11 protein-coding genes and 1 pseudogene are annotated in these 14472 nt (G+C 56.5%); 8 read left to right on the top strand and 4 right to left on the bottom strand.

Annotated features, from left to right (window positions below):
- Positions 1 to 258: 258 nt before the first annotated feature.
- Positions 259 to 1482, bottom strand: coding sequence for an MFS transporter (locus HA45_RS16730; protein ID WP_100701830.1), 1224 nt, complete (start codon positions 1480 to 1482; stop codon positions 259 to 261).
- A gap of 355 nt (positions 1483 to 1837) precedes the next feature.
- On the opposite strand from HA45_RS16730, the gene HA45_RS16725 reads away from it, so the two are divergent.
- The 4 genes from HA45_RS16725 to HA45_RS16710 all read left to right on the top strand — a co-directional run bounded on the left by HA45_RS16725 (position 1838) and on the right by HA45_RS16710 (position 6385).
- On the top strand, positions 1838 to 2548 hold the full coding sequence (locus HA45_RS16725; protein WP_100701832.1) for an ABC transporter ATP-binding protein: 711 nt from the start codon (positions 1838 to 1840) through the stop codon (positions 2546 to 2548).
- Positions 2526 to 3497, top strand: a complete 972-nt coding sequence (locus HA45_RS16720; protein ID WP_205960947.1) for an ABC transporter substrate-binding protein — start codon at positions 2526 to 2528, stop codon at positions 3495 to 3497. Before HA45_RS16725 ends, HA45_RS16720 begins: the two co-directional genes overlap by 23 nt.
- Positions 3498 to 3504: 7 nt before the next feature.
- Positions 3505 to 5154: an ABC transporter permease gene (locus HA45_RS16715; protein ID WP_100701961.1), complete on the top strand. Its 1650-nt coding sequence runs from the start codon at positions 3505 to 3507 to the stop codon at positions 5152 to 5154.
- 184 nt (positions 5155 to 5338) lie between these two features.
- The gene (locus HA45_RS16710) at positions 5339 to 6385 is read left to right on the top strand and encodes an AI-2E family transporter (RefSeq protein WP_100701834.1); all 1047 of its coding nucleotides are present in this window, start codon (positions 5339 to 5341) and stop codon (positions 6383 to 6385) included.
- 115 nt (positions 6386 to 6500) lie between these two features.
- Here the strand turns inward: HA45_RS16710 and HA45_RS16705 are convergent, their stop codons facing one another.
- Complete coding sequence (locus HA45_RS16705; RefSeq protein WP_100701835.1) at positions 6501 to 7448, bottom strand: ABC transporter substrate-binding protein; 948 nt, start codon at positions 7446 to 7448, stop codon at positions 6501 to 6503.
- Between the two features lie 9 nt (positions 7449 to 7457).
- On the bottom strand, positions 7458 to 8222 hold the full coding sequence (locus tag HA45_RS16700; protein ID WP_100701836.1) for a class II aldolase/adducin family protein: 765 nt from the start codon (positions 8220 to 8222) through the stop codon (positions 7458 to 7460).
- A 273-nt stretch (positions 8223 to 8495) separates the two neighbouring features.
- Here HA45_RS16700 and HA45_RS16695 point away from each other — a divergent pair.
- Positions 8496 to 10063: pseudogene (locus tag HA45_RS16695) on the top strand (EAL domain-containing protein).
- Positions 10038 to 10997, top strand: a complete 960-nt coding sequence (locus tag HA45_RS16690; RefSeq protein ID WP_100701837.1) for a D-2-hydroxyacid dehydrogenase family protein — start codon at positions 10038 to 10040, stop codon at positions 10995 to 10997. The pseudogene HA45_RS16695 and the gene HA45_RS16690 overlap by 26 nt, the downstream one beginning before the upstream one ends.
- On the opposite strand, the gene HA45_RS16685 is transcribed toward HA45_RS16690, so the two are convergent.
- The gene (locus tag HA45_RS16685) at positions 10989 to 11456 is read right to left on the bottom strand and encodes a hypothetical protein (RefSeq protein WP_100701838.1); all 468 of its coding nucleotides are present in this window, start codon (positions 11454 to 11456) and stop codon (positions 10989 to 10991) included. The two genes, HA45_RS16690 and HA45_RS16685, sit on opposite strands and share 9 nt — an antisense overlap.
- 373 nt (positions 11457 to 11829) lie before the next feature.
- Between HA45_RS16685 and proP the strand changes: the two genes are divergently transcribed.
- Positions 11830 to 13335, top strand: a complete 1506-nt coding sequence (gene proP, locus HA45_RS16680) for a glycine betaine/L-proline transporter ProP (RefSeq protein WP_100701839.1) — start codon at positions 11830 to 11832, stop codon at positions 13333 to 13335.
- A gap of 118 nt (positions 13336 to 13453) precedes the next feature.
- A complete protein-coding gene (hemB, locus tag HA45_RS16675) occupies positions 13454 to 14431 on the top strand; it encodes a porphobilinogen synthase (protein WP_100701840.1) in 978 nt (325 codons plus the stop codon).
- The last annotated feature ends 41 nt before the right edge of the window (positions 14432 to 14472 follow it).

Here is a 14472-nt window from a genome sequence, read left to right as displayed (position 1 = left end):
TTTTCCGATCCTCGTCATATTTTACGTCATAGCGGCGTTGGCTGCGTTTGTGCGCCCCAGTCACTTACGGACGTAAGCTCCTGGGGACTTACAAACTTGCCGCCTTGCTCTGACGTAAACTATTTAGAGGATGCCTGAGTGCCTTAACAACGTTTGCATACCTCAATCACTTACGAGCGTAAGCTCCTGGGGACTTACAAACTTGCCGCCTTGCTCTGACGTAAACTATTTAGAGGATGCCCGAGCGATTTAACACCACTACGCATTCTCTTTGATTTCTACGTTCACCTCTGCGGGCAGGCGCTTCATCATGCGTAGCGTGCAGAACAGCGCTAAACACACCAGCAGCGCGGTGAGCAGATACACCAGCGATACCCCGGCGTAACTCATAATAAAGCCCGCAATCGGTCCGGTGATGCCCAGCGACAGATCCATAAACGCGGTATAGGTCGCCAGTGCGCTGCCCTGATTCTGCTGCGGCACCACTTTCACCGCCACTACGCCAATCGCCGGGAACACCAGCGAGAAACCGGCGCCGGTCAGGAATGCGCCCATTTTCGCCATCCAGGGATCGAATGAGCCGGCCACCAGAAACAGTCCGATCGCTTCCACGGCAAAACAGATACTGGCGACGCGCAGGCCGCCGAGCTTATTGATGGCGTTGGGGAACAGCAGTCGCGTACCGACAAAGGCGGCGCTGAACATCGTCAACGCAAACGCCGCGCCGTCCCATCCTCTGTCCTGATAGAACAGGGTGATAAAGGTGGCGATAACGCCAAAGCCTGCCGATCCCATCGCCAGAATCAAACCAAAACCGTAGATTTTGCCCAGCACATCGCGAAACGGCAGCGGTTTGGCTTTGCTGCCTTTGACCGGCGCACGCGGTACCGCCAGCGCAATCGCCAGCACGCAGATCGCGATGATGATGCTGGAGAGCAGCAGCAAGCCGCCGCTGCGGAAAATCACCACGCCAAGCGGCGCACCAATCGCCATCGCGCCGTAAGTGACGATGCCGTTCCACGAAATCACCCGGCCAATATGCAGCGATCCGACGCGCGCCACGCCCCACAGTGAAGTGCCGGTGCCCGAGAAGCTTTGTCCCACGCCCAATATCACGCGGCCCAGGCACAGCAAGATCAGACTCATCATGCCCTGACCTTCCGTGAGCGCAGAGAGCAAGATGCAGATACCGCTGATCAGGCAACCCACCAATCCCAGCACCACCACTTTTTTCGGCCCCCATAAATCCGCATAGCGTCCGGCATGCGGGCGACTCAACAGGGTTGCGATGTACTGCAAGCTAATCACCACGCCAGCCCAAAAGGCACTGTAGCCCAATCCGTCATGGACAAAGCCCGGCAGCACGGCCAGCGGCAGTCCGATAGTGAGATAGCTGGCGAAATTGAACTTCACGATAGAGAGGATCAGGAGATTCAGGCGAAGTCGGCCGTGTTCAGGGGCGGCGGCAGGCTGGTCAGGCATGAGTGATTGCGCTCGTGGGTGACTAAATATTTGTATAGAAGGCTAACTATACGCCTTTTCCCGCGCACTGCATCCGGCGATCGCCCTAATTTATGGTCATCATTTCGTCATATCACCCACTTACACTCGCGCCCACTAAATCCCAAAGAGGATATACCCGGCATACTTCGTGCCGTAGCGGCGTTGGCTTCGCGTGCTCACCCCAGTCACTGACTTTAGTCAGCTCCGAGGGATTCACACGCTTGCCGCCTTGCTACAACCCGAATTATTTAGGGTATTGAGGAAAATTAATGATGCTCCTGATTTGCTGTCAGGCGCGCGTGCCACAGTGCTACTCCGTTACCGGAGGTGGCCAGTGACGCATGCCGTGCCTATCGAACTGAAAAATCTCAGATGGTCAGTGAATAACCTGACGATTCTGCACGATCTCTCCCTGACCATTCCCGCAGGCGAAATCCTTGCGCTGCTCGGCCCGAGCGGCTGTGGCAAAAGCACGCTGCTAAAACTGCTGGCGGGTTTGCTGCAGCCCAGCGAAGGCGAATTGTGGATTGGCGATCGCTGTGTCGCCTCTGCCCGCCATTGCGATGCACCGGAACGCCGCAACCTCGGCATGGTGTTTCAGGATTACGCCCTGTGGCCGCACATGACCGTGGCGCAAAACGTCGCCTTCCCACTGCGCATGCGCGGTGTGAAGAAAGCCGCTTCCCGTGAACAAGCCGACGCCGCACTGGCGCAGGTTGGCCTGGCTGATTTTGGCGATCGCAAACCGGCGTTGCTCTCTGGCGGACAGCAGCAGCGCGTCGCCCTCGCCCGTGCTCTGGTCGCCAAACCCGCGATTTTGTTGTTCGACGAACCGCTCTCCAATCTTGACCGCGATCTGCGCGAAACCCTGGTGCACACCATGGCGGATTTACTGCGCAGCGCGGGCATTACCGCTGTTTACGTCACGCATGACCGCGAGGAAGCCAACACGCTCGCCGACCGCATTATTCACCTGGCACAGGGCCAGATTGTTTCCGTTACTCACCTCTCAGGGGACCGCAATGCCATCTCTCAAGTCAGTTAAAACAGGAGCCATCAGCGCGATGATTTTGACCTCCGCTATGATGATCAACGACGCCCAGGCACTGACGGTGTACACCGCTGGTCCGGGTTCGCTATCAAAAAGTCTTGCCACCGGATTCGAAAAGCAAACCGGTATTAAAGTGAATATCTTCCAGGCCACCACCGGTAAAGTGATGGCGCGTTTGGAAGCTGAACAGGCCAATCCGCAAGCCGATGTGCTGATCTCTGCCTCGTGGGATACCGCCGAAGATCTGCAACATCGTGGCTGGCTGCTGCCGTACGAAAGCGCCAACGCGACGAAAGTGCCAGAGCAGTTCAAAACCGCAAACTATGTGGCACAGGGCATTTCGGCGCTTGGCATCGTGTGGAACACCAAAAGCGACACGCCAGAACCGAAAACCTGGCAGGATCTCACCGCGCCCGCGTTCAAAGACAAAGTGACGACTCCCGATCCAGCGCTGTCCGGAGCTTCACTCGATCTGCTGATTGGCCTGCAAAACAGCGAAGGCGAAAAAGCCTGGCAGCTGTTTGACCAGCTGAAAGCCAACGGCATGGTAATGAGCGGCCCCAACGCTCAGGCGGTAACACCAGTGTTGCAGGGCGCGAAAGCGGCAGTGTTTGGTGCGGTGGATTACGTCACCTATAACAACATTGCGCAGGGCGAAAGCGTGAAGGTGATCTTCCCGGAGAACGGCACCGTGGTCGCGCCGCGTCCGATGATGATTCTCAAGAGCAGCCAGCATGCTGATGACGCGAAAAAGTTCGTTGATTATGTGCTGTCGGATGAAGGCCAGGAGCAAGTGGCTAAAGCCTGGTTGATGCCCGCGCGTACCGATATCAAAGCACAGCGTCCGCTGTTCACCGAGATCAAACTGCTGCCCGCGAATAGCGATGGCAGCAGCGAGCGCTCGGCGGTGCTGAAGCGCTTTGGCGCGCTGTTCGGGCAGTAAATAGATGATGTCGCGTGCCCTAAATGGATTGATTTTGCTGGCGCTGATACTGCTGGTGGCGCTGCCGCTGCTGTTTATTGTGCTGCAGGCGCTGTTTCCGCAGTTTGGCGAGGGTAGCTGGAGGGGGGCCTTCAGTGCGTTACCGGCACTGTTTGAGGATCCCCAACTGGCGCCGATGTGGCTGGGCACGCTGAAAATCGGCGGTGGCGTGGCGCTGTGCAGTTTGCTGCTGGGCTTACCGCTCGGCGCACTGCGCGGCCTGTGCCGCTTGCCGGGTGCGGTTCTGTGGGATCTGCTGTTCCTGATCCCCTTTCTCACCCCACCTTATATCGTGGCGCTGTCGTGGACGCTGGCGCTGCAACGCAATGGCTATCTGCAACAGCTCACCGGCATCAACCTCGACAGCCTGCTGTTTAGCAGTACCGGCATGATTCTGGTGATGACGCTGAATATCTTCCCGGTGGTCTATTTTGCGGTGTCGCGTTCGCTGATGGCGAGCGGACAACGCCTCGCCTGGGTAGCCCGCGTGCACGGTGCATCGGCGTGGCGCGCCTTCGCCCAGATCACCCTGCCGCTGACCTTACCCGCGCTGGCGGGCGGCGTGCTGCTGGCGTTTACGCTGGCGATTGAGGAGTACGGCGTGCCTGCGGCGCTCGGTACTCAGGCACATCTGACGCTGATGACCGTCGGCATCGAAACCAAACTGGCGGACTGGCCAATTGACTTGCCGGGAGCAGCCTCGCTCTCATTGATGTTGAGCCTGGTGGCGCTGACCGCCTGGTTCCTGCAACGCAAACTGACCGGCAGCAGCGATGTGACGGCAGTGAACGGCAAACCGGTGGCGCAGGAACTGGCCGAGGGAGGACGTTGGCTACCGCTGATGCTGCTGCCGTTTATCCTTACCGTTTTACTCGCCGTGGTGCTGCCGCTCGGCGCGATGACGCTCAGTGGATTGCTCAATACACTTTCCGGCGGACTGCATCTGGATAACCTGACGCTGCGCCACTTCGGTGCGCTGTTCAGTCAGCAAGGGGATGCGCTGGCGGCGTTCTCCACCAGCATTGGCCTGGCGTTGGGCGCGGCACTATTAACCGGCTTGCTCGGATTCCTGATCGCCTGGCGCGTGTCAGAAGGCAAAACGCGTTTGCTGGCGATGATGGATGGTCTGGCGTTGCTGCCTGCGGCGATGCCCGGCGTGGTGGTCGGCGTCGGTTTGATTTTGCTGTGGAACCGCGGCTTCTGGCCAGTTTCACCGTACAACACCCTGTTTATCCTGCTGCTTTCCTACAGCTGCCTGCTGTTGCCGTGGCCGGTGCGCTATGTCAGCAGTGCGCTGCGCCAGTTGGCCCCGACGCTGGAACCGGCGGCACGCGTGCACGGCGCGTCACGTTTGCAGGCGCTGCGCTTGATTGTGTTCCCGCTGGTCGCCCCCAGTTTACTGGCAGCGATGATGATGGTGTTTGCCGTGGCCTCGCGCGAGCTGGTGACATCGCTGCTGCTGGCACCCGCTGGCACACAAACCGTGGCGATCTTTATCTGGCGGCAGTTCGAGCAGGGTTCGGTGGGGCAAGGCATGGCGATGGCGACCTTGACGCTGCTGGCCAGCCTGACCTTGATGCTGGGCGCCACCGCGCTGATGCAGCGCCAGGGGAAATAGTTAGCGCGATGAATCGCGCCGCTACAAATTAGCTGCACATACCCGTAGCGGCGCAATTTAATGCGCGATACACAGCCCCCTTGCCGAAAAACGCATGCAACGCGTTTCGCTTAATCCTAAACAAACAATCACTTACTTTCGTTCAACTACACTCTTCAGAGCTTTTAATGACTCAGGAGAGTGAATGAACAACCTGCCCCAGGAAAAAATTGGCCAAAACATATTAGTCAAACTGGCCATGCTGGTGATTATTCTGGCGGGCATTCGCGCCGCGTCAGAGATCCTGGTGCCCTTCTTACTTGCCAGCTTTCTGGCAGTTGTGCTGAATCCGCTGGTGACCCTTCTGATGCGCCGGGGCGTAAAACGCAGCCTGGCAATCACCCTGGTAATAACGGTTATCTTCATCGTCATTCTGCTGCTGATTGGCGTGATGGCCAGTTCGGCCAGCGACTTCAGCGATACCTATCCGCAAATTCGCAGCATGCTGGAGCAGAAGCTCGCGGTGGTTCAACATTTCGCCGCACGCTTTCATATCAACATCTCCACGGAAGCCTTAGCCGCGCGACTCGACCCCAACGTGATGATGGACATGGCCACCACGCTGCTGAAACAGTTTTCCGGTGCCATGACTAACGTGCTGCTGCTGATCCTCACCGTGGTATTCATGCTGTTCGAAGTACGTCACCTGCCGTACAAAATGCGCAACGCGATGGTCAACCCACAAATCCGTATTGCCGGATTACACAAAGCGTTGAAAGGTGTGACGCACTATCTGGCGTTGAAGACGCTGGTGAGTGTCATTACCGGCATCGCCGTATGGCTGGCGCTGGAACTGATTGGCGTGAAGTTCGCGCTGTTCTGGGGCGTGGTGGCGTTTATTCTCAACTTCATCCCCAACATCGGGCCAATTATTGCAGGCATCCCACCGTTCATTCAGGCGCTGGTGCTCAACGGGGTTTACGATGCGATGTTTGTGGCCGCGCTGTTTGGTGCCATCCATATGGTGTTTGGCAACATGCTGGAGCCCAAATTGATGGGGCGCGGATTGGGGCTCTCCACGCTGGTGGTGTTCCTGTCGCTGATTTTCTGGGGCTGGCTACTGGGGCCGGTGGGCATGCTGCTGTCGGTGCCATTGACCAGCGTCACCAAGATATTAATGGAGACCACACCAGGCGGCAGCCGATTGGCTATTATGCTAGGCAACGGGCGACCGGGATCGCGTCCGCGTTAATAGCCAGGGGTTTGCGCCGCTACAGCATGTGCAAATCAGCGTCGCGGCGAGAGGCTTCGCGCAAGTTGATGTGCACATAAGTGTAACGGCGCGATTCATCGCGCCGGGTTGGCGCTTATTGCCTAAACACGCTGTTATCGGTAATCGCTTGCACATCGACCTTGTTCGGCAAAATCTTCAGCTCGCTAAACAAATCCGACACCTTCTGCACCTTCGCCACGTCTTCTGCCGTTACGCCACGAATACCGTGTGAAATGCGCGGCGTAATTTTCTGCGCATCCTCCGGCGAGAGCCGCGTTAGCTGGGCATAAACCGCGTTGTACTGCTGCGGATGTTCCAGCGCCCATTCACGGGCTTTCGCCAGGCGATGCGTGAAATCAACTATCGCGGCGCGCTTAGCGGGATCGTCCAGCGAGCTTTGCGTGGCGGTGACAAACGACAGCGCGGTGGTAAGCCCTTTGCCATCGCGCAGCAGGCGCGCACCGTGCTGCTCGGCAATCCCCAGATAGGGATCGAACGTGGCCCAGGCGGCAATCTGCCCGGAATTAAACGCCGCGCTGGCATCGGTAGGCAACACAAACCGCACTGGCACCGCATCGCGTTTGACCTGCGCTTCTTCCAGCGCCTCATACAGCAGATGCTGCGAAATGCTGCCGCGCGCCGATGACACCACCACTTCCTTTCCGGCCAGATCTTTCACGCTGTGGATCGGGGAATCCGCTGGGACGATCACGCCGTTCGACCCGGCATCGCCGACGTTGGTGGCGATGATCTTTAACGGCACGCCGCCGGACGCCGCCATCAGCACCGGCAGATCCCCGGCGTAGGAGGTATCAACCGCGCCCGCACGCTGTGCTTCAAACAGCGGCGCCGCGCCCTGGAAATTCGCCCAGCGATATTGATACGGCGCATCCTTCATCACATCTGCGGCCTCAATCAACGAGCGCAGATTGCGTGCCTGATCGCCAAGCACCAAAGTGACTTTACTCAAGTCAGGTGACGCCTGACTGCTAAACGCCGCGCACAGCAACAGCGTCGAAACTACCGGTTTCAGCCATTTCATCGGGCGTTCTCAGAGTGCGTTGCGATTGAGCTGGCGGATGTAAGCATCCCAGTGCAGCTGATATTTGTGGTTACGGATGCTGTTGTCGAAGGCTTGTGCCGCTTTCTCGGAGACCGCATCAGGCAGGATGATCAAATCCGCACCGCCTGACTGTGCCGCTAACTGCGCCTGACAGGCCCGTTCGAGGTAATAGAGGTTGTAAAACGCCTCTTCGATGCTGCCACCGCTGGTCAGCAAGCCGTGATTGCGCAGGATCAACGCATTGAGATCGCCAAGATCGGCCACGATGCGCTGCTGCTCGTCGAGATCCAGCGCGATACCTTCATAATCGTGATAGCCAAGGCGCTTATGAAAACGGGTGCTGTGCTGGGAAATCATCAGCAATCCATTGCGCTGAGCTGAAACGCCAATGCCTGCTGCGGTGTGGGTGTGCAGCACCGCATGCGCATCCGGACGCGCACGGTGAATGGCACTGTGAATGACAAATCCGGCGTGATTGATGCCAAGCCCGGTAGGGTCATCGATGATATTGCCGTCGATGTCGATTTTCACCAGCGTTTCCGCTGAGATCTCATCGAAGGTTTGGCCAAACGCGTTAATCAGAAAATGGGGCTGATCGCCCGGAACACGCAAAGAGAAATGGGTGTAAATATGGTCGGTCCAGCGTAGTTTCGCCGCCAGATGATAGGCCTGCGCCAGCTTAACGCGCGCCTGCCATTCTCCTTCGCTAATCCGCTGCCGCAGGGACGCCACATCCAGGGTTTCAGTGCTCATTTTCGCTCCTCATTTCAGGTCAATATGCTTTCCCAACATCGTGGCACAGCGCTTTTCCCGCTGGGAAATGCCAATAACGGCAAAACATTGTCAATTAACGCAAAGCGGCACCGATAATTGACCTGAGTCAGTTCAGCGCAAAATCAAAACGCTAACATGCACGGCCCCTGGAAGTGTTATGCTGCTGACGCCGCAGCTTAGCCCTCATCTGCTGCTAAAAATGACCGAGGAAAGTCAGGTGCCTCCGCAAAAAGAAATCGCGATTTTGGCTGGCTGTTAATTGTCTGTGCCGGGTTATTACCTCTGGTACTGGGCATCCTTTGTACAGCCATTGAAGCGCGGCACACGGTCAGCCAGCAGCAGATATCCACCGCCAACTCATTGATCACCCAAGCCGAAAAGATGAGCGATAACGCCTGGGATATGATCACCCAGCTGCGTCAGTTCCATTATCAGCCTTGTGACAAAATCGAAGACCAGCTGCAGCGTGCGGGCACGCTGAACGCCTATTTTCGCTCGGTCGGATTACTGAGCGGTGAGAACATCAGTTGCTCATCGGCCTTTGGGCTAGCTAATGGCACTCTGACGCAGATGATGATGCAACCGCCGCCGATCACCGGCAAAGCCTGGTGGAGCATCTCGATTCGTGGCACTTTCGGTGTGCCGAATCGCCCTGCCGTGGTGTTTGTGCGCCAGTTGCCGGATACCACCGGGTTCTGGGCGGTGATTGACGGCCAGTATCTGATGGACTTTATGCATGCGATTGGTGAGTCACGCGGCTACCAGATGAGCCTGCGCTTTAGCGGCGGCGCGCCGATCACCAGCGGCCCTGCCGAAATCGAACCCGAGCTGTACCTGAAAAGTGAACCCTATCAGGCCGAATCCAGCCGCTACCCGATTAGCGTTAATGTCACGGTGCCCGCCTCCGAACTGTTGAAAGCCTGGCGTCAGGCGCTGTTTATCTTCCTGCCAATGGCGGCGATTTTCTCCATTCTGTTGATGGTGCTGACCGCCAACTGGCTGCGCCGCCGCATTTCATGGGGCGATGAAATTCGCCGCGCCATCCGTAATCGTCAGTTCTCGGTGCACTACCAGCCGGTTTACAGTACTGAGATCGAGCGCTGCAAAGGCGCGGAAGCCTTGTTACGCTGGCAATTGCCGAATGGGGAGATGATCCGCCCAGATATTTTTATCAGCCACGCAGAAGCGGAAGGCGTGATTGTCCCGCTCACCCAGCATTTGCTGGATTTGATGGCGGAAGATATTCAGAGCTGGCAGGTCGAGCCCGGTTTCCACATCGGCCTGAACGTGGCGGCAGAACATTTGCAACATGCCGATTTTGTGCAGGATATTCAGCGCTTTGCCCGTCGGATCAAAGACAAGCAAATGGTGGTCACGCTGGAACTCACCGAACGTAGCCTGATTGATGATGGCGAACTGGTGGCTCGCAAACTGCGCCACCTGCAATCGCACGGCATGAAGGTGGCGATTGATGACTTCGGCACCGGCCACTGTTCACTCTCTTATTTGCTAACCTTCCCGCTGGATTACCTGAAAATCGATCGTGGCTTTATTAATGCGATTGAAGGGATGGATGTGGAAACCCCGGTGCTGGATGCCATCATTAACCTGTGCCACAAACTCAAGCTGGATGTGCTCGGTGAAGGGGTGGAAACCTCGTTACAATTCGAGTACCTGCAACAGCGTGGCGTGGTGCTGATTCAAGCTATTATTACGCCCGTCCAATGGATAATGATCGGCTGCGTGCCTGGCTCAACGAGCAGGGGCAGCGGCCGCTTCTTGTTGAGGAACCTCATGAGCCTGAACTGTCTGATTCTTGATGATTACCAGAATGTTGCCCTGTCTTTAGCGGACTGGGCATCGCTCGCCCCCACCGTTAACACCACCGCACTCACCCAGCATTTCGATAATGAAGACGAATTGGTTCGTCACATTGAACACGCCGATATACTGGTCATCATGCGCGAACGCACACCGCTGACCGCAGAACTGATTGGCCGCTTACCAAACCTGAAACTGGTGGTCACTTCCGGCATGCGCAATGCCTCAATTGATCTGCACGCCTGCGCCGAACGTTACATTGCCGTGTGCGGCACCGCCAGCAGCAGCGCTGCGCCAATGGAACTCAGCTGGGGCCTGCTGATTGGGCTGGCGCGTCAGATTGGCGTGGAGAATCAGGCTCTACGCAACAACGGGCCCTGGCAGCAAACGCTGGGCCTGGGTCTGCAGGGCAAAACGCTGGGGTTACTCGGCTTGGGTAAAATTGGCGGTGAGATGGCAAAAGTGGCGCAGGCGTTTGGCATGCGCGTTTGCGCGTGGAGCCAAAATCTGACCGCCGAGCGCGCTGCAGAATGCGGGGTTGAGCGGATGCCTTCGCTGCATGCGCTGATGGGTCACAGTGATTTTATTTCCGTGCATTTGGTACTGAGCGAACGCTCGCGCCACTTGATCGATCACCAGGCGCTGGCCCAAATGAAACCGGGTGCGCTGTTGATAAACACCTCGCGCGCCGCGATTGTCGATCAGCAGGCGATGATAGCGGCACTGCAATCCGGCCAGCTTGCCGGAGCCGGCCTTGATGTGTTTGAGCAGGAGCCGTTGCCCGCTGATCACCCGCTGCGTCAGTTGCCCAACGTGCTGGCAACGCCACATCTCGGCTATGTCGCCGACAGCAATTACCGCACCTACTTTACGCAGGCCGTGGAAGATATTCAGGGTTGGGTGACGGGCGCACCGCTGCGCTCATTACTCTAAGCGGCGACGTTTCTCGGCGATACGCAGCGCCACTTCAAGGCTGTCATCCGCCAGGGTGGCAGACTGGCGCTGGGCATTAAGGCGTTGGTTGATCCGTTCCAGCGTCGGCGTTAACTGCCCCACCAACTGCTGATACTCTTCAAGCTGCGTAATCGGTTGATTACGCGCAACGCTGGTTTGCGTCAAACGCTGCAACTGACGGAAGCTTTCCGCAGCCTGGCTGGTCAGCAATCCAGCCTGTCGCCAGCTTTTCAAACGCTTCACCAGCTCATCGGGTTGTTGTGCCAATAACGCCAACTGCGCATCAGCCCGTTCACCGCACTCAATCCACCCCACCGGCACCATGGAAACAGGGGCAGCTCGCCGTGCATCGGGCGCGTAATTGATAAGATTCCTTTCTACACTGTCGATTTGCGACAGCCAGGGATTCTCAAACAATCGGGCGTTATCTCTCGACATGAACACTCCACCTGAGCAAGGCGGCAGAGTATTACCGAATGACCCCACGCTGGCAAGCAAAGCTTACCGCCTCGCTTAATGTTAAGATTTTCTTATTTATAAGCGGGGCGTGATTAACTGCATAGTCTTTGCATAGCTGCCAGAGTTTTAGCCATGAAATGGCCCGTTATTAGCGGAAACATGACAAATATCACACTAAATCGGTATACTCTGTCGCGGGGCGTAATCATTTCGCCCCTAATTATTACCGTAGCGACGCCGGATAAAATCGCTTTTCACGGCTATGCTTAAATCTTCTCAACGCCGCGGACTGGCTGCCAAAATGTAGTCTGCAGCGTTGAGGATTTTTCGAATTCCAATACAGGGTTACTTCATGAAATTACGTAGGAAGCGTGTAAAACCTATCGGACTGGATGACGTCACGATTATCGATGACGCCCGTTTACGAAAAGCCATTACCGCCGCGTCTCTGGGCAACGCGATGGAGTGGTTTGATTTCGGTGTTTATGGCTTTGTGGCTTATGCGCTGGGTAAAGTGTTCTTCCCGGATGCATCGCCAAGCGTTCAGATGATTGCTGCACTGGGTACGTTCTCCGTTCCCTTCCTGATCCGCCCACTTGGCGGTCTGTTCTTTGGCATGCTCGGCGACAAATACGGTCGTCAGAAAATCCTTTCCATCACCATTGTCATCATGTCGATCAGTACCTTCTGTATCGGCCTGATACCCTCCTATGCCACCATCGGCATCTGGGCACCGATTCTGCTGCTGCTGGCGAAAATGGCGCAGGGCTTCTCCGTCGGCGGTGAATATACCGGGGCATCGATCTTTGTCGCGGAATACTCGCCAGACCGAAAGCGTGGCTTTATGGGCAGCTGGCTCGACTTCGGCTCCATCGCGGGCTTCGTGCTCGGTGCGGGTATCGTGGTGCTGATTTCCACCGTGATTGGTGAAGCGAAGTTCCTTGAATGGGGCTGGCGTCTGCCGTTCTTCCTCGCGCTGCCATTGGGTCTGATTGGCCTGTATCTGCGTCATGCGTTGGAAGAAACACCGGCATTCCAGCAGCACGTTGAGAAGCTGGAGCAAGGCGATCGCGAAGGCCTGCGTGACGGTCCGAAAGTGTCGTTCAAAGAGATCGCCACTAAGCACTGGAAGAGTCTGTTGGCCTGTATCGGTCTGGTGATTGCCACCAACGTGACCTACTACATGCTGCTGACCTACATGCCGAGCTATCTGTCACACAACCTGCACTACTCTGAAGACCACGGCGTGCTGATTATTATCGCCATCATGATGGGTATGCTGTTTGTGCAGCCGGTAATGGGCATGCTGAGTGACCGCTTTGGTCGTCGTCCGTTTATCATCATCGGTAGCATCGCGCTGTTCATCTTCTCGATTCCGGCGTTTATGCTGATCAACAGCGGCGTGCTGGGTCTGATTTTTGGCGGTCTGCTGCTACTGGCGGTGATCCTCAACGCCTTTACCGGTGTGATGGCATCTTCACTGCCGGCGATGTTCCCAACGCACATCCGTTACAGTGCACTGGCGAGCGCCTTTAATATCTCAGTGCTGGTGGCCGGTTTAACGCCGACCTTTGCCGCGTGGCTGGTTGAGACAACCAACAATCTGTATATGCCGGCTTACTACCTGATGGTGGTGGCGGTGATTGGTTTGATCACCGGTGTCTACATGAAAGAGACCGCCAACAAGCCGCTGCGCGGTGCGACTCCAGCGGCTTCGGATATTGAAGAAGCGCGTGAAATCCTGCAGGAACATCACGACAATATTGAGCAGAAAATCGAAGATATTGATGGTGAGATCGCCAAGCTAGAGGCGAAACGTAAAAACCTGGTGCAGCAGCATCCGGACATCAACGAGTAGTCTTCTCCCACTCCCGCCGCCCGGCGGGAGTTTTCGTTTCCGCACACAATCCTTCATCCCCGTTGGCGAAAAGGGGTAAACTGTCGCCACTTTTTTCACCAGCATAAGTTGTACGAGCATGTCTGAATTCAATCTTATCCAGCGTCCCAGAAGACTGCGCAAAAGCGCGTCAATGCGTGAAATGTTCCAGGAATCCCACCTTAGCCTGAACGATTTGGCCCTGCCGATCTTCGTTGAAGAAGGTGTGGATGATTACGTGCCGATTAACGCCATGCCAGGTGTGATGCGTATTCCAGAAAAACGTCTGGCGTATGAAATTGAGCGCATCGCTAAAGCCGGTATTCGTTCCGTCATGACCTTTGGTATTTCTCACCACACCGATGCCACCGGCAGCGATGCGTGGAATGAGAATGGCCTGGTGGCGCGTATGTCGCGCATCTGCAAAGACACCGTGCCAGAAATGATCGTGATGTCTGACACCTGCTTCTGTGAATACACCAGCCACGGCCACTGCGGCGTGCTGTGCGATCACGGCGTAGACAATGACCAGACGCTGATTAACCTCGGCAAACAGGCCGTGGTGGCAGCTCAAGCCGGTGCCGACTTCATCGCGCCTTCCGCTGCGATGGATGGTCAGGTCAAAGCGATTCGTCAGGCATTGGATGCGGCAGGCTTCACCGATACCGCCATCATGTCTTACTCCACTAAGTTCGCTTCATCGTATTACGGCCCGTTCCGTGAAGCAGCGGGAACGGCGTTGAAAGGCGATCGTAAAACTTATCAGATGAATCCGATGAACCGTCGTGAAGCGATTCGCGAGTCATTGATCGATGAAGCAGAAGGGGCCGATTCACTGATGGTGAAACCGGCTGGTGCCTACCTCGATATCCTGCGTGATATCCGCGAGCGCACTACTCTGCCGCTGGCTGCGTACCAGGTGAGCGGTGAATACGCGATGATAAAATTCGCGGCGCAGGCGGGTGCCATCGACGAACGTAATGTGGTTCTGGAAAGCCTTGGCGCGATTAAACGTGCCGGTGCCGACCTGATTTTCAGCTATTTTGCCCTTGATCTCGCCGAGCAAAAAGTGCTCTGATATCCGTTACGCTTGGCAGTGGATATCGCTACTGCTGCCAG

The sequence above is a fragment of the Pantoea rodasii genome (assembly GCF_002095465.1).
Classification (GTDB): Bacteria; Pseudomonadota; Gammaproteobacteria; order Enterobacterales; family Enterobacteriaceae; genus Pantoea; species Pantoea rodasii.
This window is presented reverse-complemented; position numbering and strand designations above follow the sequence as displayed.

Excerpts from the sequence above, each read along its gene's own strand:
- HA45_RS16730 (WP_100701830.1), bottom strand. The coding sequence starts at position 1,482 with ATGCCTGACCAGCCTGCCGCCGCCCCTGAACACGGCCGACTTCGCCTG.
- HA45_RS16720 (WP_205960947.1), top strand. The coding sequence starts at position 2,526 with ATGCCATCTCTCAAGTCAGTTAAAACAGGAGCCATCAGCGCGATGATT.
- HA45_RS16715 (WP_100701961.1), top strand. The coding sequence starts at position 3,505 with ATGTCGCGTGCCCTAAATGGATTGATTTTGCTGGCGCTGATACTGCTG.
- HA45_RS16710 (WP_100701834.1), top strand. The coding sequence starts at position 5,339 with ATGAACAACCTGCCCCAGGAAAAAATTGGCCAAAACATATTAGTCAAA.
- HA45_RS16705 (WP_100701835.1), bottom strand. The coding sequence starts at position 7,448 with ATGAAATGGCTGAAACCGGTAGTTTCGACGCTGTTGCTGTGCGCGGCG.
- HA45_RS16700 (WP_100701836.1), bottom strand. The coding sequence starts at position 8,222 with ATGAGCACTGAAACCCTGGATGTGGCGTCCCTGCGGCAGCGGATTAGC.
- HA45_RS16690 (WP_100701837.1), top strand. The coding sequence starts at position 10,038 with ATGAGCCTGAACTGTCTGATTCTTGATGATTACCAGAATGTTGCCCTG.
- HA45_RS16685 (WP_100701838.1), bottom strand. The coding sequence starts at position 11,456 with ATGTCGAGAGATAACGCCCGATTGTTTGAGAATCCCTGGCTGTCGCAA.
- proP (WP_100701839.1), top strand. The coding sequence starts at position 11,830 with ATGAAATTACGTAGGAAGCGTGTAAAACCTATCGGACTGGATGACGTC.
- hemB (WP_100701840.1), top strand. The coding sequence starts at position 13,454 with ATGTCTGAATTCAATCTTATCCAGCGTCCCAGAAGACTGCGCAAAAGC.